The following is a 16,211-nucleotide window of genomic DNA, read 5'->3' on the forward strand; positions in this document are numbered from 1 at the left end:
GCTCCTGGCGATGGCGACAACACCCACGGACCCCGATCTCGGCTCGGTGCTGGGCAAGGCCGTCGCGGTGCTGCACGCCTTCACCGTCGACGACCACGAGCTCTCCCTGGCCGCACTGGTCGAGCGCACCGGGCTCCCGAAGACCAGCGTGTACCGGATCGCCGGCGACCTGGTCCGCTACCGCCTGCTCGACCGGACGGCGCTCGGCTACCGGCTCAGCGGCGGGCTCTTCGAGCTCGGCATGCGCGCCTCGGTCGAGCGCAGCCTGCTGGAGCTGGCGATGCCCTACCTCCAGGACCTCTACGAGCGCACCCACGAGACGGTGCACCTGGGCGTCCGCGAGGGGCGCGAGGTCGTCTACGTCGCCAAGATCGCCGGGCGCGGCCAGGCGGCCAGCCCGTCGCGGACCGGCGGCCGGATGCCGTTGCACTGCACGGCGATCGGCAAGGTCCTGCTCGCGTGGGCCGACGACGACCTGCGCCGCGACGTCCTGACCGGACCGCTGGAGCGGCGTACGCCGCACACGATCGTGGCCCCCGGGCGGGTCGCTCAGCAGCTCGACGCCGCGATCGAGGCCGGGGTCGCCTTCGAGCGCGAGGAGTCGGCGCTCGGCCTCCAGTGCGTGGCCGCCCCGGTCCTGGACGCCGACGACCGGCCGATCGCGGCGATCAGCGTGACCGGACCGGTCGGGCGGTTCCGGCCCGAGCAGCACGTGGACGCCGTACGGGCCGCGGCGCAGGGGTTGGGCACTCTGGTCGCGCGCCGCCGCTCACTGCACTGACCGTGCGGTGTCACGACTCCACGTGGACCAGCCGGCCGGCGCCGCCGCGGTCCAGCGAGCGGCCGATGACCAGCCGCTGGATCTGGTTGGTGCCCTCGAAGATCTGCATCACCTTGGCCTCGCGCATGTAGCGCTCGACCGGGAAGTCGCGGGTGTAGCCGTAGCCGCCGAGCACCTGGACGGCGTCGGTGGTCACCTTCATCGCCGTGTCCGTTGCGACCAGCTTGGCGATCGACGCTTCGCGGGCGTACGGCAGGCCCTGGTCCTTGAGTCGGGCGGCGTGCAGCAGCATCGCCCGGGCGCTCTGGATGCCCGCCTCCATGTCGGCGAGCAGGAAGCTCAGCCCCTGGTGGTCGATGATCCGGGCGCCGAAGGTCTCGCGGCTCTTGGCGTACGCCACCGCCTGGTCGAGCGCGCCCTGGGCGAGCCCGGTCGCGACCGCCGCGATGCCGAGCCGTCCGGCGTCGAGGCCCGCCAGCGCGATCTTGAGGCCGTCGCCCTCGGCGCCGAGTCGCCGCTCCGCAGACACGCGGACGCCGTCGAAGCGCATCGTGGCCGTCGTCGAGCCGGTCAGCCCCATCTTCTGCTCGGGCGGGTCGGCGACCAGGCCCTCGGCGTCCGCGGGCACCAGGAAGCAGGAGATGTCGTTGCGGCCGTCGCCGGTGCGGGCCATCACCGTGTAGAAGTCGGCCTGCCCGCCATGGGTGGTCCAGGCCTTGGCGCCGGTGATCACGTAGTCGTCGCCGGTACGCCGCGCGCGGGTCGTCATCGCGGCCGGGTCGGAGCCGGCGTGCGGCTCGGAGAGGCAGTACGCGCCGAGCAGGTCGCCGCCGAGCATGTCGGGCAGCCAGCGCTGCCGCTGCTCCTCGGTGCCCGCGGTCGCGAGGCCGAAGCAGCTCAGCACGTGCACGGACGTGCCGACGCCGACGCTCGACCAGACTGCGCCGATCTCCTCGAGCACCTGGAGGTAGACCTCGTACGGAAGCCCGCCGCCGCCCTGCTCCTCCGGGTACGGCAGGCCGAGCAGGCCGGCCCGGCCGAGCAGCCGGAAGACCTCGCGGGGGAACTCCTCGTCGCGCTCGGCCGTCGCGACCAGCGGGGCGAGCTCGTGGGTGGCGAGGTCGCGCACCAGCGCGATCAGGTCGACGGCCTCGGCGGAGGGCAGCAGGCGGGAAGCGGGCATCGGGGACTCCTCGGGGAACGGGAACAGTACTACAGTACCCGTTCTGGTACTGATAGCCTTCATCACGTGTCCCGTCGCGACGAGCTGCTCGACGAGCTGATCGAGCTGTTCCTCGCCGAGGGCTTCCTCGACTTCGGCGTCGGCGACCTCGCGACCCGGCTCCGCTGCTCGCGCTCGACGCTCTACCTCGTCGCCGGCAGCAAGGAGCAGATCGTGCTCGCCGCCGTGCGCGGCTTCTTCCGGCGCGCGGCCGAGCGGATCGAGGCTCAGGTCGCGCGGGAGCCCGACCCGGGCGCCCGGATCGCCGTCTATCTGACCGCGGTCGCGGCGGAGCTCAGCCCGGCGAGCCCGCGCTTCCACGCGGACCTGGTGGCCTACCCGCCGGCGGCCGAGATCTACGTCGACAACACCCGCCTCGCCGCCCGGCGGGTGCAGAACCTGGTCGTCGCCGGCGTCGGGGCGGGGGCGCTGCGCCAGGTCGACGCGACGTTCGTCGGGGCGGCGGTGGCGCAGGTGATGGCCGGCATCGAGAGCGGTGCGATCGGCGCGGCGACCGGGCTCGACGACGCCGCGGCGTACCGCCGGCTCGCCGACCTGGTCATGAACGGGCTGTCACTCGCCCAGGTAGGCGCGCAGGTCTGACAGCGCCTGTCGCAGGCGCTCGTCGAGGGTGGGTCCGGGCTCGCGCAGCCAGAGCACGTACGCCGAGAGGGCCAGCGCCAGGCAGACCTGGCTCACCGTCTCGGGGACGGCGTCGGTGGGCGCGAGGCCGCGGCGCTCCGCGACGTACTCCGCGATGACGGCGCGCCACTCGGCGTAGCGCAGCACCGAGTGGGCCTGGAGCGCGGGCGTCTCGAGGAGGAGTCGCATCCGCTCGCGGTGCGGCGGGTCGGCGTCCTCGTCGAACTCGTTGAAGGCCAGCATCCCCTGCTGCACCACCTCGGCCACCGGCTGCTCCTGCGGCAGCTCGCGCAGGATCTGCCGGAAGCTGTCGAGGGTGCGGGCGAACTGACCCCACGGGATGTCGTTCTTCGAGCGGTAGTAGCGGAACAGCGTGCGCCGGCTGACCCCGACCGACGCCGCGATGTCGTCGAGCGTGGTGCCGTCGAAGCCGCGCTCGGCGAACAGTGCGAACGCCGCCTGCTCGATCGCGGCGTGCGAGGTCGCCTCGGGTCGGCCCACGAGGGAGCGGCGGGTGGTCGGCGGCGGCACGGGGAGATCGTAGGGCGAGCGGGGGTCTTCCATTTATGCCATGAGTGCACTTATTGTGTCCCGCACCACTCATCCACGCCCGAGGAGGCCGCCGTGAACCCGGAGCAGACCGAGAACATCGAGCAGGACGTCACCGCCACCCTGACCAGCGAGGACCTGATCGAGGAGGTCTCGATCGACGGCATGTGCGGCGTCTACTGAGCCGGACCTGACCCGATGATCCTCGATGAGGCCTGGCGGCTGTCGCCGTCGGTGGCGCTGCGTCCCGAACCGTTCGGGGCGCTCGCCTACCACTTCGGCAACCGCAAGCTGACCTTCCTCAAGACACCTGCGTTGGTGCGGGTGGTCGAGCAGCTGGCCGACCACGCGGACGTGCGCGCGACGCTGCGCGCCGTCGGCGTACCGGAGGCGCAGCACGACGCGTACGCCGCCGCCCTCGAGGGTCTCGCCGACGCCGACATGATCCGACCGCGAGCCGACGCCATCGAGGAGGCCTCATGAGGCTGGTCGAGCACTTCGAGCAGGGGCTGGACGCGCCCATCTGCCTGACGTGGGAGCTGACCTACGCGTGCAACCTGGAGTGCGCCCACTGCCTGTCGAGCAGTGGCCGCCGGGACCCGCGCGAGCTGACCACCGAGCAGTGCGAGGCGGTGATCGACGAGCTGCAGCGGATGCAGGTGTTCTACGTGAACATCGGCGGCGGCGAGCCGACGATCCGGCCGGACTTCTGGCACCTGCTGGAGTACGCCGTGGCGCACCAGGTCGGGGTGAAGTTCTCGACCAACGGGGTGCGGATCACCCCCGAACGCGCCCGCTTCCTCGCCAGCACCGACTACGTCGACGTGCAGATCTCGCTCGACGGTGCGACCGCTGAGGTCAACGACTACGTGCGCGGGCCGGGCTCGTTCGACACCGCGCTGCTCGCCCTGCAGAACCTCCAGGACGCGGGCTTCCGCGACGCCAAGATCAGCGTCGTCTGCACCCGGCAGAACATCGGCCAGCTCGACGAGTTCAAGGCGATCGCCGACCGGTACGGCGCGACGCTGCGGCTCACCCGGCTGCGCCCCTCGGGCCGCGGCGCCGACGTGTGGGACGAGCTGCACCCGCTGCCGGAGCAGCAGCGCGAGCTCTACGACTGGCTGCTCGCTCACGGGGACGGCGTACTCACGGGCGACTCGTTCTTCCACCTCGCGGCGTTCGGCGAGGCGCTGCCGGGCCTCAACCTCTGCGGCGCCGGCCGGGTGGTGTGCCTGATCGACCCCGTGGGCGACGTCTACGCCTGCCCGTTCGCGATCCACGACCAGTTCCACGCCGGCAACCTGCTCACCGACGGCGGCTTCCGGCAGGTCTGGCAGACCTCGCCGCTCTTCGCCGAGCTGCGCTCGCCGCAGACCGGTGGCGCGTGCACGAAGTGCGCCCACTACGACGCCTGCCGCGGCGGCTGCATGGCCGCGAAGTTCTTCACCGGCCTGCCGCTCGACGGCCCCGACCCCGAGTGCGTCCAGGGCCACAGCGAGCTCGCGCTGGCCGGCGCCCGCACCATCCCGGCCGCCAGCCAGGACCACTCCAAGGCGACGCCCACCCGCAACCAGCCGGTGATGCTCAAGCTGATGACCCGGCCGCCCGTCAGCGACTGTGCCGAGAGCCCGCTGGCCGGCTTCGTGCCGGACGGTGGTTGAGGTGCGAGCGCAGCGAGCCTCGAAACCACCACACAGGACGGCATCATGAAGTTCGAGAACCCCTGGAAGCAGAACCCCTGGTTCGAGTCCGTCGCGGTCGCGCAGCAGCGCGCCCGCAAGCGGCTGCCGAAGCCGGTCTACGGCGCGCTGGTCGCCGGGTCGGAGCGCGGGCAGACGATCGCGGACAATCAGGCGGCGTTCGCCGAGATCGGGGTGCTGCCTCATGTCGCCGGCCACCAGGCCGACCGCTCGATGACGCGCACCGTGCTCGGCCACGAGGTCTCGCTGCCCGTGCTGATCAGCCCGACCGGCGTCCAGGCGGTGCACCCCGACGGCGAGGTCGCCGTCGCCCGGGCCGCCAACGCCCGCGGCACGCTGATGGGCCTGTCGAACTTCGCCTCCAAGTCGGTCGAGGAGGTCGTGGAGGCCTGCCCGCGCACGTTCTTCCAGATGTACTGGACCGGCGACCGCGACGTGATGGTGCAGCGCATGGAGCGCGCTCACAAGGCGGGAGCGATCGGGCTGATCGCCACCCTGGACTGGTCGTTCTCGATGGGCCGCGACTGGGGCAGCCCGGAGATCCCCGAGAAGGTCGACCTCAAGACGATGGTGCGGATGGCGCCGAAGGTCGCCACCAAGCCGCGCTGGCTCTACCAGTTCGGCCGCACCGGCCAGATCCCCGACCTGACCGCGCCGAACCTCGCGCCGCCCGACGGCGGTCCCGCGCCGACCTTCTTCGGCGCCTACTACGAGTGGATGACCACGCCCCCGCCCTCCTGGGAGGACGTCGCGTGGATGCGCGCGACGTGGGGCGAGATCAGCGGCACGCCGTTCGTGCTCAAGGGCGTCTCCCGGGTCGACGACGCGCGCCGGGCCGTGGACGCCGGGGTCGCCGCGATCTCGGTGTCCAACCACGGCGGCAACAACCTCGACGGCACGCCGGCCGCGATCCGGCTGCTGAACCCGATCGCCCGGGCGGTGGGCGACGAGATCGAGGTGCTCATGGACGGCGGCGTACGCCGGGGCTCGGACGTCGCGAAGGCGCTCGCCCTCGGTGCCCGCGCGGTGCTGATCGGCCGCGCCTACCTGTGGGGCCTGGCCGCCAACGGCCAGGCGGGCGTGGAGAACGTGCTCGACGTCCTGCGCGGCGGCCTCGACTCGGCGCTGCTCGGCCTCGGGCTGTCCTCGATCGACGAGCTGACTCCCGAGACGCTGCTGGTGCCCGAGGGCTTCCACCGGTCATGAGTCGTCGGGGCCGTCGCCGTGCGGCGGTGAGCAGGCAACCTTTTGGCGGCCCGGGTCGGTTGCTGGCTCACCGCTGCCTGGGGTCGGCGTCGTGCGGCGGTGAGCAGGCAACGTTCTGGGAGTCGGGATCGGTTGCTGGCTCACCGTTGCTCGGTCGGTGCGCCGGGCGGCGGTGGCTCCTCCACGTTTCTCGGCCGGGGTTCGGTGGATCGCCCACCGCTCCCCGGTCGGCGTGCCGGGCGGCGGTGAGCAGGCAACCTTCTGGCGGCCCGGGTCGGTTGCTGACTCACCGCTGCCCGGGGTTGGCGCCGTGCGGCGGTGAGCAGGCAACGTTCTGGGGTTCGGGATCGGTTGCTGGCTCACCGTTGCTCGGTCGGTGCGCCGTGCGGCGGTGGCTCCTCCACGTTTCTCGGCGGGTGTTCGGTGGAGTGCCCACCGCTCCCCGGGCGGCGGTCAGGGCGGCGGTGGCTCCTCCACGTTCTCAGGCCGGCGTTCGGTGGATCGCCCACCGTTCCCCGGTCGGTGCGCCGGACGGCGGTGACCGGTCCACGTTCTCAGGCCGGCGTTCGGTGGATCGCCCACCGCCGGCCGGGACCGGCCGATGAGCCTCGCCGACGCCACGTCCCCCGAGGCGGAGGGGGCCGGGCTGGTGCTGGTGCCGGTCGGCTCGATCGAGCAGCACGGGCCGCACCTCCCGCTCGACACCGACACCACCATCGCGATCGCGGTGGCCGAGGGAGTCGCGGCCGGGCTGCCGGGTGCCTGGGTGGCGCCGGCGATCGCGTATGGATCGAGCGGCGAGCACCAGTCCTTCCCCGGCACCTGCTCGGTCGGCACCGACGCGCTGCGCACCCAGGTCGTCGAGCTGGTGCGGTCGATGCGCACCTGGGCGCGGCGGGTGGTGTTCGTCAACGCCCACGGGGGAAACCTCGTCGCCCTCGACGCCGCGATCGCGGTCCTGCGCCACGACGGCCACGACGGCCGCGACGTGGCGTGGGTGCCGTGCGCGACCGAGGACGTCGATCTCCATGCGGGCTACACCGAGACGAGCCTCATGCTCCACCTGCGGCCCGGGTCGGTGCGGCTCGACCGAGCCGAGGCGGGCAACACCCAGCCGTTGAGCGAGATCCTGCCCGCGATGCTGGCCGGCGGCATCGCCGCGGTCTCGGCCAACGGCGTGCTCGGCGATCCGGCCGGCGCGACCGCCGCCGAGGGCGAGCGGGTGCTCGCGGCGATGGTCGCCGACGTCCGAGGGCGGCTGGCATGAGGGTCGCCCTGATCACCGGCGCGGCCGGAGGCATCGGGTCGGCGACGGTCGCGCGCCTGCTCGCGCAGGGATACGCCGTGGTCGGCGTCGATCGCGAGGCCGCAGTCGTGCCCGAGTCGGAGCGCGCGGCCCACGTACGCGGCGACGTACGCGACCAGCGCGTGCTGGAGTCCGCGGTGGCGCTCGCCGTCGAGCGGTGGGGCCGGCTCGACGCCGTGGTCGCGGCGGCCGCGGTGATCGCGGGCGGCCGGCCACTGTGGGAGACGCCGCCGGAGGAGTTCGACGACCTCTGGGAGGCCGACGCCAGGACCGTGTGGCAGACCGCCGTCGCCGCCGTGCCGGTGATGCTCGCGGGGCCGGACCCGTCGGGGTGCCGGTTCGTCGCGGTGGCCTCGGCCGCCGCCCACCAGGGCCTGTTCGGGCTCGGCGCGTACGTCGCCGCCAAGCACGCTGTCGTCGGGCTGGTCAAGGGTCTCGCGGCCGACCTCGTCGGCACCGGCGTCACCGCCTGCGCGGTCTCGCCGGGCTCCACCCGGACCCCCATGCTCGACGCCACCGCCGACATCTACGGGCTGCCCGACGCCGAGACCTTCGCCGGTCACCAGCTGCTTCGGCGTCTGCTCGACCCCGACGAGGTCGCGGCGACGCTGGCCTTCTGCTGCTCGCGGGAGGCGGCGGTGCTCAACGGCAGCGTCGTGTCGGCCACCGGCGGCTTCTCGTGACCCTCCCGGCCGGCTTCCGGGTGCGGGTCGGCGACGACGTACGCGTGCACGACGGCGGCCGGACCTTGGTCGGCGGCTCGCCGCTGCGCGTGCTCCGGCTGCGCGAGCCGGCACCGGCCCTGGGGCGCGGCGAGGTGCTCGAGGTCGGCGACCGGACCACCGGCGTCGTGGCCGAGCGGCTGCTGGCGGCCAACCTCGCGGCGCCGCTCCTGTCCGGCCCGCCCTCCGGGGAGACGGCCGACCTGACCGTGGTGGTCCCGATCCGGGACCGCGCCGACCGCCTCGACCGGCTGCTGGCGAAGCTCGCCGAGCTCCCGGTGGTCGTCGTCGACGACGCCTCCCGCGACCCCGACGCCGTCGCGCGGGTCGCCGCGCAGCACGGCGCCCGGCTGGTCGCGCTGACCACGAACGTCGGGCCCGCCGGCGCCCGCAACGCCGGGCTGGTGCAGGTGCGCACGGCGTACGTCGCCTTCGTCGACTCCGACGTGGTCGTCGACGCCGAAGCGCTGCGGGGGCTGGCCGGGCACTTCGTCGACCCGCGGGTGGCCGCGGTCGGGCCGCGGGTGCGCGGGGTCGCGCGCAACACCCGGCCGCGCCGCTTCGAGCGCTGGGACGTCGACGGGCTCTCGCTCGACCTCGGCACCGAGCCGGCGCTGGTGCGGCCGTGGTCGAAGGTGGGCTGGCTGCCGAGCGCCTGCCTGCTGGTGCGGATGGCGGACCTCGACGGCGACGGCTTCGAGGCCGGCCGCCGCGTGGGCGAGGACGTCGATCTGGTCTGGCGACTGGTCCGGCGGGGCCGGCAGGTCCGCTACGACCCGGCGTACGTCGCGAGGCACGACAGCCGCGGTACCTGGTCGACGTGGCTGGGACGCAAGGCCTTCTACGGCACCGGCGGCGCCTGGCTGGCGCAGCGGCACGGTGACTGGATGGCACCGGCGGTGCTCTCGCCGGTGCCCGCCCTCGGCGCACTTGCGCTGTTGTGGCAGCGGACGTGGTCGATCCCGTGCGCTATCGGCGCACTCGCGCTGGTCCGGCTGCGCCTCGGCCGCACCCTCCCGGACACCCCCGACCGCTCACGGCTGGCCACGGAGCTGACCGGGGAGGTGGCGATGTCGACGCTGCGCCAGGGCTCCCACCTGCTGCTCCGGCACTGGTGGCCCGGTGCTGCGGCCGCCGCGCTGGTCTCGCGGCGGGCCCGGCGAGCGGTCGCGGCCGCCCTGGTCTGGGACCTGATCGACCACCGCGAGGTGCCCCCGGCGCGAGCGCCGGAGGCCTTCGTCGCCCGCCGACTCGACGACCTGGCCTACGGCGCCGGGCTGTGGTGGGGGGCCCTGCGGGCCCGGTCGGCGCGCGTCTTGGTGCCCAAGATCACAGGGCTGCGCCGCGCCCGCGACTGAGAGAGTGGCCCCCATGACCTCTCTCCCCGAATCCCTTGTCGGCAAGACCGTGGCGGTGCTCGGTGGCACCGGTCCCCAGGGCCGCGGCCTGGCGCGGCGGTTCGCCGCCGCGGGCCTTCCCGTCGTGATCGGCAGCCGCAGCGCCGAGCGCGCGGCCGAGGCGGCGTCGGCGCTGGTCGAGGCGGTCGGCGGCACGGTCACCGGTGCCGACAACGCCGGTGCGGCCGAGGCCGGCGACGTGGTCGTGGTCGCGGTGCCGTGGGACGGACACGGCGAGCTGCTCAAGGAGCTCGCCCCGGTGCTGGCCGGCAAGGTCGTCGTGGACTGCGTGAACCCGCTCGGCTTCGACAAGCAGGGCGCCTACGCGCTTCCGGTCGAGGAGGGGTCGGCGGCCCAGCAGGCGCAGGGGATCCTGACCGAGTCGACCGTGGTCGGGGCCTTCCACAACGTCAGCGCGGTCAAGCTCGAGGACCCCGAGGTCGCCTCGGTCGACACCGACGTGCTGGTGCTCGGCGACGTCCGCGCGGCCACCGACCTGGTCCAGGACCTCGCGGGCACCATCCCCGGGGTCCGCGGCGTGTACGGCGGCCGGCTGCGCAACGCCCACCAGGTCGAGGCCCTGACCGCGAACCTGATCAGCGTCAACCGGCGCTACCAGGCCCACGCCGGGGTCCGGGTCACCGACATCTGACCTCCGGCCCATCGGGCGTACGACGGAATATCTTCCTGCTGAATCTGCTTACTACGACAGGATCTGTGGGTGATATCACCCTGAGAAGCACTCCTTTTGGTCGGGTCGGGTCCGAAACGGCCCGTAGGATTGCTCGTGTCGGGTGACGGATCCCCGGCCTCCCAGTCGGTTCGACGACGGTCGTCGCGTGCGTTGCACGCGGCGGCCGTCGTCTGTGTGCAGAAGAGAAAGCAGCCCGTGAACATCTCGCTCGCGACCGCCGTCGGCCTGGCGGCCACGCTCCTCGCGTTCGCCTACACCGTCCCCCAGATGCGCAAGCTCGTGCATGCGGGCACGGCCGCCGGAGTCAGCGTCGCCGCCCTCGCGAACTCGACGATCAGCGGCACCGCCTGGACGGCGTACGGCGTGGCCGAGCGCGAGATCTGGGTGATCCTCCCGGCGCTGCTCACGCTGCCGGGCACCGCGGGCGCGATGGTGCTCGCCTGGTCCCGTGGCGGCAACCGCGACCGGATGTGGCTGCCGGTGGTCTGGGCCTCGTCGATCGCGGCCCTCGCCGCGCTGGTGCCGGTGCTCGGCTCGCGCCCGTTCATCGTGGCGCTCGGCTGCTCGATCACGCTGATGGTCGTCCCGGCCGCGATCACGGCCTGGCGCTCGGCGGACGTCTCGGCGATCGCCGCCTCCGCCTGGGCAATGCTGATCGTGGACGCCGCGCTCGCCGGTGCCTACGGGCTGCTCGCGGACATCGACGCGAACCTCATCTACGCCCTGGTCGCCACCAGCGGCGCCGCGCTGATCCTGGCCCGGCTCGCCGTGCCGCCGCACCTGCACGCCCGGCTGGTGCGCCTGCCCGAGGGGATCGACCCCGACGTGGCGCGCGACGACCTGAGCCTGGCCGCCTGAGCCGCGGATCTCCGGCGGGCCGGCTGCCGGTCTGGGTGGCGGTGAGTCGGCAACCGTTGTGGTGGTCCGGATGGTTGCCTGCTCACCGCGGGCGGGCCGGCACCGGCCGGCCACTGGTCCGGGCGCTTGACGGGGTCTGGCAGGCTTCCGGCATGGGTTTTCCGGGCGGCGCCGCGGCGAAGCGGATCGTGCTCGAGATCGTCGGCTGGGTCCTGATCGTGGCCGGCCTGGCCGCGCTGGTGCTGCCCGGCCCGGGGCTGCTGATGCTGTTCGCGGGGCTGGTGGTCCTCTCGCAGCAGTACGAGTGGGCCGAGCGCCGTCTCGACCCGGTCGAGCGGGCGGCCAAGCGGGCCGCGGCCGAGGGTGTCGAGACCTGGCCGCGGGTCGTGCTGTCGGCCGCCGGCGGCCTCGCGATCGTGGGCTTCGGCGTGCTCTGGCTGCTGGATCCGGACGTGCCAGGCTGGTGGCCGGCCCGGGAGTCGTGGTGGCTGCCGGGGGCCCCGGCCGCCGGCATCAGCCTCGTGCTCTCGGGGTTCATCGCGCTCGGGCTGCTCGCCTACAGCTACTGGAAGTACCGCGTGCAGGGCGTCCCGGTGCCACCGCTGCGCGACGAGGATGCGGCGACCGACTGAGAGTCGGGCCCGGCGGGGGCCGCCCGCGCCGGCCGCCCACCGTTCACACCAAGTCGCGCCGGCCCGCTTCGGGGTCCACCGCGGCAACCTTCCGCCTGGCAGCCGAAAGCCGCACGACACGCCGCATCGGCCCGGCGTGCCGTGCGGGTTTCGGCTGTCGGCCGCCGAAACCGGCCGGCGGCGACCAGGTGGAGTCGGCCCGGACCCGCGCCGAGGATGAGCCGGGGGTGCCGCCGCGACTGCGACGACACCCCCGGTCGGAGATCGGTCGGCTCCGCTCAGGCGACTGCTCGCACCGGGAGCGGCGGCAGTGCGGAGCACAGCGCCGGGAGGGCGCCGCACAGCGGCTGCAGGACCGGGTCGAGCAGGCCGCCGCCGCCCCCGCCGCTGCCACTGGTCGCGTCGCAGAGGGGCTGCAGCTGACCGGCCGCGTCGCAGAGCGGCTGCAGCGGGCTGGGGGCTCCGGGCGCGGGGGCCACCGCCGTGGCGTCGCAGAGCGGCTGGGCCTGGGGGATCGCCTGGCACAGCGGTGCGAGCGGGCTGGCCGACGGGTCGCCACCGCTCGACGGCGGCAGCGGGATGCCCGCGGTCGCGTCGCAGAGGGGCTGCAGCTGGGCGACGGCGTCGCAGAGCGGCTGCAGCGGGCTCGCGGCGGCTCCGCCGGTGCCGCCACCGGTGCTACCGCCACCGCCGTTGATCGCGCGGCACCGCTTCAGGGCCTTCTTCGCCTTCTTCACCTTCTGGTGTGCCTTGGCGTTGGCCTTCTTCGCCTTCTTCAGCTTGGTCGCGGCCTTCCGCTGGTGACTGCGGTCGGCGCGCTTCTTGGCCTTCTTGGCCTTCGTGACCTGCTTCTTGGCCTTCGCGGCCTGCTTCTTGGACTTGGCGACCTTCTGCTTCTGCTTGGCACACGGCCCGGCCTGGGCGGCCGCGCTCGTCGTGCGCTCGCTCCCACCGGTGCTCGCCGACGCGGTCGTGGTCGCGCCGACCAGCGACAGCGCGCACACGACGACCAGCGCCAGCAGCGCCTTCCATACGTGCTTGATCATGGCTCTCCCTCTGGTGCTGCGATCCCCGCTGAGCCGGGCCCGCATCTCGTACCCAGCAGCAACGAGCGTCTGACCAGAAGGTCACGCCACTAGTTCACGGGCGACGAGCCGAGGGTCACCTGCGCGTCGTGCGTCCCGCCGGACGCGTCGGTCCAGTGCAGCGTGACCGAGTCGCCGGGCTCGTACGTCGCGAGCGCCGAGCGCAGGCCGTCGTACGACGTGATCGCGGTGTTGTCGATGCCGGTGATCGTCGCGCCGGCCTCGATGCCGGCCTGGGCCGCGGCGCTGTCGCTCTCGACCTGGCCGACCTGCACGCCGGAGCCCGCCACGCCGGATCCCGCCTGGGCGATCGCGATGCCGAGGTAGGCGGACGGGCCGATCTGCACGCCGTCGGACTCGTGGCCGCCCTCGATCTGGCCGGCGACGTCGAGCGCCTCGTCGATCGGCACGGCGTAGCTCTGGGCCGCGCCGCCGCTGGAGGCGGCCGTGGTGATGCCGACGACCTCGCCCTCGTCGTCGAGGAGGGCGCCGCCGGAGAAGCCGCCGACGACGTACGCGTCGGTCTGGATCAGGCCGGTGAGGTGCTCGCCCTGCACGGTGGCCTCCGACTGGGTGTCGATCGACCGGTCGAGCGCCACCACGCTGCCGTCGGCGGCGGAGAGGAAGCCCTGGCCCTGGGCGTTGCCGACCGCGGTCACCTCGTCGGCGACGGCCGGGCCGCCGTCGTCGTCGACGTCGACCGTGGTGAGGCCGGAGGCGCCGTCGAGCTGGAGCAGCGCGATGTCCGCCTCCTGGTCGTGGCCGACGACGGTGGCGTCGTAGGTGTCGCCGGTGGCCGCGACGGTCACCTGTACCTGCGTCGAGCCCTCGACCACGTGGTAGTTGGTGAGCACCAGGCCGGAGGCGTCGATCACCAGGCCGGTGCCGGCGGCCTCGCCTGCGGTGGTGCGGGTGTCGATGAGCACCACGCCCTGCGCCTGGTCGGCGGTCGCGTCGCTCCAGCTGCCGGTCCGGTCGCTGGTGCTGCCGCCGTACGGGAGTCCCCGGGAGCCGCCGAACGGGTCCTGCGGCAGCGCGCCGGAGCCGGGCTGCTGGGGCAGGGTGCCGGTGCTCGGCTGTTGCGGCGTGGCCGCGGACGGGGAGTCGGCCACCGACCCTCCGTGGCTGAGCGCCCAGGTGACCGGCACGGCGACCGACGCGGCGAGCACGCCGCCGGCGACGGCCCCGGCGAGGGTGGCGCGCCAGCTCCAGCCGGTACGCCGAGCCGGCGGCGGGGCCGAGAAGGCCGGCGGACCGGCGGGCGGCGGGGTCGTCGGCGCGGCGAAGTACGGGTTGAACGGGGGCGGCGGGGTCGAGCCGGAGGCGGGGGAGGTCATGCCACCAGTGGACCTGCCGATCCTGCTGGTTCCCCGGGGAACGACTGTGGACTTCCTGTGATCGCCCCTCAGAACCCGATCGGCAGACCCGCGTAGTTCTCCGCCAGCCCGCTGGCGCCGGCCTCGCTGGAGGTGACCCAGCGCAGTTGGGAGAGCTGCAGCTGCTGGTCGAACGGGTCGGCGCCGGTGTGCAGCATCGTCGTCATCCACCAGGAGAAGTGGGTGCAGCGCCAGACCCGGCGCAGCGCCGTGTCGGAGTAGGCGTCCGCGGCCGCGGGGTCGCCCCGGAGCAGCGCGACCAGGGCCGGCGCGAGCAGCGCGACGTCGGCGACCGCGAGGTTGAGCCCCTTGGCGCCGGTCGGCGGCACGATGTGCGCGGCGTCGCCGGCCAGGAAGAGCCGCCCGTGCCGCATCGGCTGCTGCACGAACGAGCGCATCGGCAGCACGCTCCTGTCGGTGATCGGCCCCGTGTCGAGCGCCCAGCCGTCCTGGCCGTGGCCGAGCCGGGTTGCGAGGGCCTCCCAGATCCGGTCGTCGGACCAGGCCTCGACCGCGGTGTCGTTGGGCACCTGGAGGTAGAACCGCGACACGCTCGAGGAGCGCATGGAGTGCAGCGCGAACCCGTCCGGGTGCCAGGCGTAGATCAGCTCGTCGGTCGAGGGTGCGACGTCGGCGAGCACGCCGAGCCAGGAGTAGTCGTAGGTCCGCTCCCAGGTACGGCGCACGTCGTCGGGCACGGCGGTCCGCGACGGCCCGAACGACCCGTCGCAGCCCACGACCACGTCGGCCTCGAGGCGCTGGGCCGCGCCGTCGCGGTCGGTGAAGGTCACCGACGGCCGGTCGGTCCCGAGATCGTGGAGCGCGGTGTCGGCGATCTCGTAGACCACCTGCTGGCCGCGGGCGTGCGCGGCGGCGGCGAGGTCCTTCTGCACCTCGGTCTGCCCGTAGACGAAGACCTGGCGGCCGGTGAGGTCGACGAAGTCGAGGTGGTGCCGCTCCTGGGGCCACTGCAGGTAGATGCCGCGGTGCGGGTCGGCCTCGCGGTCGAGCCGGTCGCCGAGCCCGACCGCGCGCAGCAGGTCGACCGTGGACTGCTCGAGGATGCCGGCGCGGATCCGGCCCGCGACGTACTCCTCCGAACGGGTCTCCAGCACGACGGACTCGATGCCGTCGGCGGCGAGCAGGTGCGAGAGCAGGAGGCCGGACGGGCCCGCGCCGATGATGGCGACCTGGGTGCGCATGGCCGCAGTCTCGGGCGACGGCGGGCGGCGCGACTATCCGGAGATTCCGCTGGGCGGAAGCGTCCGGGCGAGCTCGCGCCCGACGCCGTGGGCGGCGACCTGGAGCGCGCCCAGCAGCTTGGACCGGTCCTTGAGCGAGGGCACCACGATGCCGAGGGCGGCGACCACGTCCGGGCCGCGCCGGATCGGGACGGCGAGCGAGCAGGCGCCGAGGCTCATCTCCTCCGACGTCGTCGCGTGGCCCTCGCGCAGCACCCGGGCCAGCTGGCGGCGCAGCAGGCCCGGCTGGGTGATCGTGTACGGCGTGATCCGGGTCAGGTCGGCCAGCACCGCCTGCTGCACCTCCGGCGGCGCGTGCGCGAGCAGCACCTTGCCGACACCGGTCGCGTGCAGCGGCAGCCGGGAGCCGACGCTGCTCACCACCGGCACCGACGCGTGCCCGGCGAGCCGGTCGAGGTAGAGGACGTCGAGGCCGTCGCGCACCGACAGGTGCACGGTGGCGAGGGTGGCGCCGTAGAGGTCGTGGAGGTACGGCGAGGCCAGCTCGCGGAGCCCGGTCTGCACCGGCGCGAGCAGGCCCAGGTCCCAGAGCCGCCGGCCGACGACGTAGCAGCCGGTCTCCGTGCGGGAGAGCGCTCCCCACGCGACCAGCTCGCCGATCAGGCGGTGCGCCGTGGGCACCGGGAGGCCGGCCCGCTCGGCGAGCTGGGTCAGCGTCAGCCGCGGGTGCCGCTCGTCGAACGCCCCGAGCAGCGCCAGCGCGCGCGAGGTGACGGTGGCGCCCGGGGTCGAGGTGTTGCCGGCCATGCGGGGGAGTCTTCCACTCACCGGAAGAGATC

At 73.9% G+C, this 16,211-nt stretch carries 18 protein-coding genes; 12 read left to right on the forward strand and 6 right to left on the reverse strand.

Annotated elements, in window-relative coordinates; all coding sequences use genetic code 11:
• Positions 1-10 precede the first annotated feature (10 nt).
• A complete protein-coding gene (locus tag FHU40_RS10940) occupies positions 11-781 on the forward strand; it encodes an IclR family transcriptional regulator (protein ID WP_183592380.1) in 771 nt (256 codons plus the stop codon).
• Between the two features lie 10 nt (positions 782-791).
• Here the strand turns inward: FHU40_RS10940 and FHU40_RS10945 are convergent, their stop codons facing one another.
• A complete protein-coding gene (locus FHU40_RS10945) occupies positions 792-1,964 on the reverse strand; it encodes an acyl-CoA dehydrogenase family protein (protein ID WP_183592381.1) in 1,173 nt (390 codons plus the stop codon).
• Positions 1,965-2,030: 66 nt separating this feature from the next.
• On the opposite strand from FHU40_RS10945, the gene FHU40_RS10950 reads away from it, so the two are divergent.
• Positions 2,031-2,606, forward strand: coding sequence for a TetR/AcrR family transcriptional regulator (locus FHU40_RS10950; protein WP_183592382.1), 576 nt, complete (start codon positions 2,031-2,033; stop codon positions 2,604-2,606).
• Here the strand turns inward: FHU40_RS10950 and mftR are convergent.
• Positions 2,577-3,176 carry a mycofactocin system transcriptional regulator gene (gene mftR / locus FHU40_RS10955; RefSeq protein WP_252274967.1) on the reverse strand — a complete coding sequence of 200 codons (600 nt, stop codon included), beginning with the start codon at positions 3,174-3,176 and terminating at the stop codon, positions 2,577-2,579. The genes FHU40_RS10950 and mftR overlap by 30 nt on opposite strands.
• Positions 3,177-3,269: 93 nt before the next feature.
• Here mftR and mftA point away from each other — a divergent pair, with 93 nt between their 5' ends.
• From mftA to FHU40_RS11005, 10 genes are all read left to right on the forward strand, one after another.
• Positions 3,270-3,377 carry a mycofactocin precursor MftA gene (gene mftA / locus FHU40_RS29465; protein ID WP_252274969.1) on the forward strand — a complete coding sequence of 36 codons (108 nt, stop codon included), beginning with the start codon at positions 3,270-3,272 and terminating at the stop codon, positions 3,375-3,377.
• Between the two features lie 15 nt (positions 3,378-3,392).
• Positions 3,393-3,677 carry a mycofactocin biosynthesis chaperone MftB gene (gene mftB, locus FHU40_RS10965; RefSeq protein WP_183592384.1) on the forward strand — a complete coding sequence of 95 codons (285 nt, stop codon included), beginning with the start codon at positions 3,393-3,395 and terminating at the stop codon, positions 3,675-3,677.
• Positions 3,674-4,855 (forward strand): mycofactocin radical SAM maturase, encoded by a 1,182-nt coding sequence (mftC, locus tag FHU40_RS10970; RefSeq protein ID WP_183592385.1) that lies wholly within the window; start codon positions 3,674-3,676, stop codon positions 4,853-4,855. Before mftB ends, mftC begins: the two co-directional genes overlap by 4 nt.
• Before the next feature lie 45 nt (positions 4,856-4,900).
• A complete protein-coding gene (gene mftD / locus FHU40_RS10975; protein WP_183592386.1) occupies positions 4,901-6,100 on the forward strand; it encodes a pre-mycofactocin synthase MftD in 1,200 nt (399 codons plus the stop codon).
• Between the two features lie 601 nt (positions 6,101-6,701).
• Complete coding sequence (gene mftE / locus FHU40_RS10980) at positions 6,702-7,367, forward strand: mycofactocin biosynthesis peptidyl-dipeptidase MftE (RefSeq protein ID WP_183592387.1); 666 nt, start codon at positions 6,702-6,704, stop codon at positions 7,365-7,367.
• Positions 7,364-8,089, forward strand: a complete 726-nt coding sequence (locus tag FHU40_RS10985; protein WP_183592388.1) for a mycofactocin-coupled SDR family oxidoreductase — start codon at positions 7,364-7,366, stop codon at positions 8,087-8,089. The genes mftE and FHU40_RS10985 overlap by 4 nt, the downstream gene beginning before the upstream one ends.
• Positions 8,086-9,486 carry a mycofactocin biosynthesis glycosyltransferase MftF gene (gene mftF / locus FHU40_RS10990; RefSeq protein ID WP_183592389.1) on the forward strand — a complete coding sequence of 467 codons (1,401 nt, stop codon included), beginning with the start codon at positions 8,086-8,088 and terminating at the stop codon, positions 9,484-9,486. The genes FHU40_RS10985 and mftF overlap by 4 nt, the downstream gene beginning before the upstream one ends.
• A 13-nt stretch (positions 9,487-9,499) precedes the next feature.
• Positions 9,500-10,177 carry an NADPH-dependent F420 reductase gene (npdG, locus tag FHU40_RS10995; protein ID WP_183592390.1) on the forward strand — a complete coding sequence of 226 codons (678 nt, stop codon included), beginning with the start codon at positions 9,500-9,502 and terminating at the stop codon, positions 10,175-10,177.
• Between the two features lie 237 nt (positions 10,178-10,414).
• Positions 10,415-11,077, forward strand: a complete 663-nt coding sequence (locus FHU40_RS11000; RefSeq protein ID WP_183592391.1) for a hypothetical protein — start codon at positions 10,415-10,417, stop codon at positions 11,075-11,077.
• A 152-nt stretch (positions 11,078-11,229) separates the two neighbouring features.
• Positions 11,230-11,709 (forward strand): PGPGW domain-containing protein, encoded by a 480-nt coding sequence (locus tag FHU40_RS11005; RefSeq protein WP_183592392.1) that lies wholly within the window; start codon positions 11,230-11,232, stop codon positions 11,707-11,709.
• 278 nt (positions 11,710-11,987) lie between these two features.
• Here the strand turns inward: FHU40_RS11005 and FHU40_RS11010 are convergent, their stop codons facing one another.
• The 4 genes from FHU40_RS11010 to FHU40_RS11025 all read right to left on the reverse strand — a co-directional run bounded on the left by FHU40_RS11010 (position 11,988) and on the right by FHU40_RS11025 (position 16,179).
• Complete coding sequence (locus FHU40_RS11010; RefSeq protein WP_183592393.1) at positions 11,988-12,755, reverse strand: hypothetical protein; 768 nt, start codon at positions 12,753-12,755, stop codon at positions 11,988-11,990.
• Positions 12,756-12,844: 89 nt separating this feature from the next.
• The gene (locus FHU40_RS11015; protein WP_183592394.1) at positions 12,845-14,131 is read right to left on the reverse strand and encodes a trypsin-like peptidase domain-containing protein; all 1,287 of its coding nucleotides are present in this window, start codon (positions 14,129-14,131) and stop codon (positions 12,845-12,847) included.
• Between the two features lie 68 nt (positions 14,132-14,199).
• Positions 14,200-15,372, reverse strand: a complete 1,173-nt coding sequence (locus FHU40_RS11020; protein ID WP_183592395.1) for a 4-hydroxybenzoate 3-monooxygenase — start codon at positions 15,370-15,372, stop codon at positions 14,200-14,202.
• A 33-nt stretch (positions 15,373-15,405) separates the two neighbouring features.
• Positions 15,406-16,179 carry an IclR family transcriptional regulator gene (locus FHU40_RS11025; RefSeq protein ID WP_183592396.1) on the reverse strand — a complete coding sequence of 258 codons (774 nt, stop codon included), beginning with the start codon at positions 16,177-16,179 and terminating at the stop codon, positions 15,406-15,408.
• Between the last annotated feature and the right edge of the window lie 32 nt (positions 16,180-16,211).

Source organism: Nocardioides soli, assembly GCF_014191495.1.
Taxonomy (GTDB): Bacteria; Actinomycetota; Actinomycetes; order Propionibacteriales; family Nocardioidaceae; genus Nocardioides; species Nocardioides soli.

Bases quoted from the DNA above. Each gene is read 5' to 3' on its own strand.
- FHU40_RS10940 (WP_183592380.1), top strand. From the start codon at position 11: ATGGCGACAACACCCACGGACCCCGATCTCGGCTCGGTGCTGGGCAAG.
- FHU40_RS10945 (WP_183592381.1), bottom strand. From the start codon at position 1,964: ATGCCCGCTTCCCGCCTGCTGCCCTCCGCCGAGGCCGTCGACCTGATC.
- mftB (WP_183592384.1), top strand. From the start codon at position 3,393: ATGATCCTCGATGAGGCCTGGCGGCTGTCGCCGTCGGTGGCGCTGCGT.
- mftC (WP_183592385.1), top strand. From the start codon at position 3,674: ATGAGGCTGGTCGAGCACTTCGAGCAGGGGCTGGACGCGCCCATCTGC.
- mftD (WP_183592386.1), top strand. From the start codon at position 4,901: ATGAAGTTCGAGAACCCCTGGAAGCAGAACCCCTGGTTCGAGTCCGTC.
- mftE (WP_183592387.1), top strand. From the start codon at position 6,702: ATGAGCCTCGCCGACGCCACGTCCCCCGAGGCGGAGGGGGCCGGGCTG.
- FHU40_RS10985 (WP_183592388.1), top strand. From the start codon at position 7,364: ATGAGGGTCGCCCTGATCACCGGCGCGGCCGGAGGCATCGGGTCGGCG.
- npdG (WP_183592390.1), top strand. From the start codon at position 9,500: ATGACCTCTCTCCCCGAATCCCTTGTCGGCAAGACCGTGGCGGTGCTC.
- FHU40_RS11005 (WP_183592392.1), top strand. From the start codon at position 11,230: ATGGGTTTTCCGGGCGGCGCCGCGGCGAAGCGGATCGTGCTCGAGATC.
- FHU40_RS11010 (WP_183592393.1), bottom strand. From the start codon at position 12,755: ATGATCAAGCACGTATGGAAGGCGCTGCTGGCGCTGGTCGTCGTGTGC.
- FHU40_RS11015 (WP_183592394.1), bottom strand. From the start codon at position 14,131: ATGACCTCCCCCGCCTCCGGCTCGACCCCGCCGCCCCCGTTCAACCCG.
- FHU40_RS11020 (WP_183592395.1), bottom strand. From the start codon at position 15,372: ATGCGCACCCAGGTCGCCATCATCGGCGCGGGCCCGTCCGGCCTCCTG.
- FHU40_RS11025 (WP_183592396.1), bottom strand. From the start codon at position 16,179: ATGGCCGGCAACACCTCGACCCCGGGCGCCACCGTCACCTCGCGCGCG.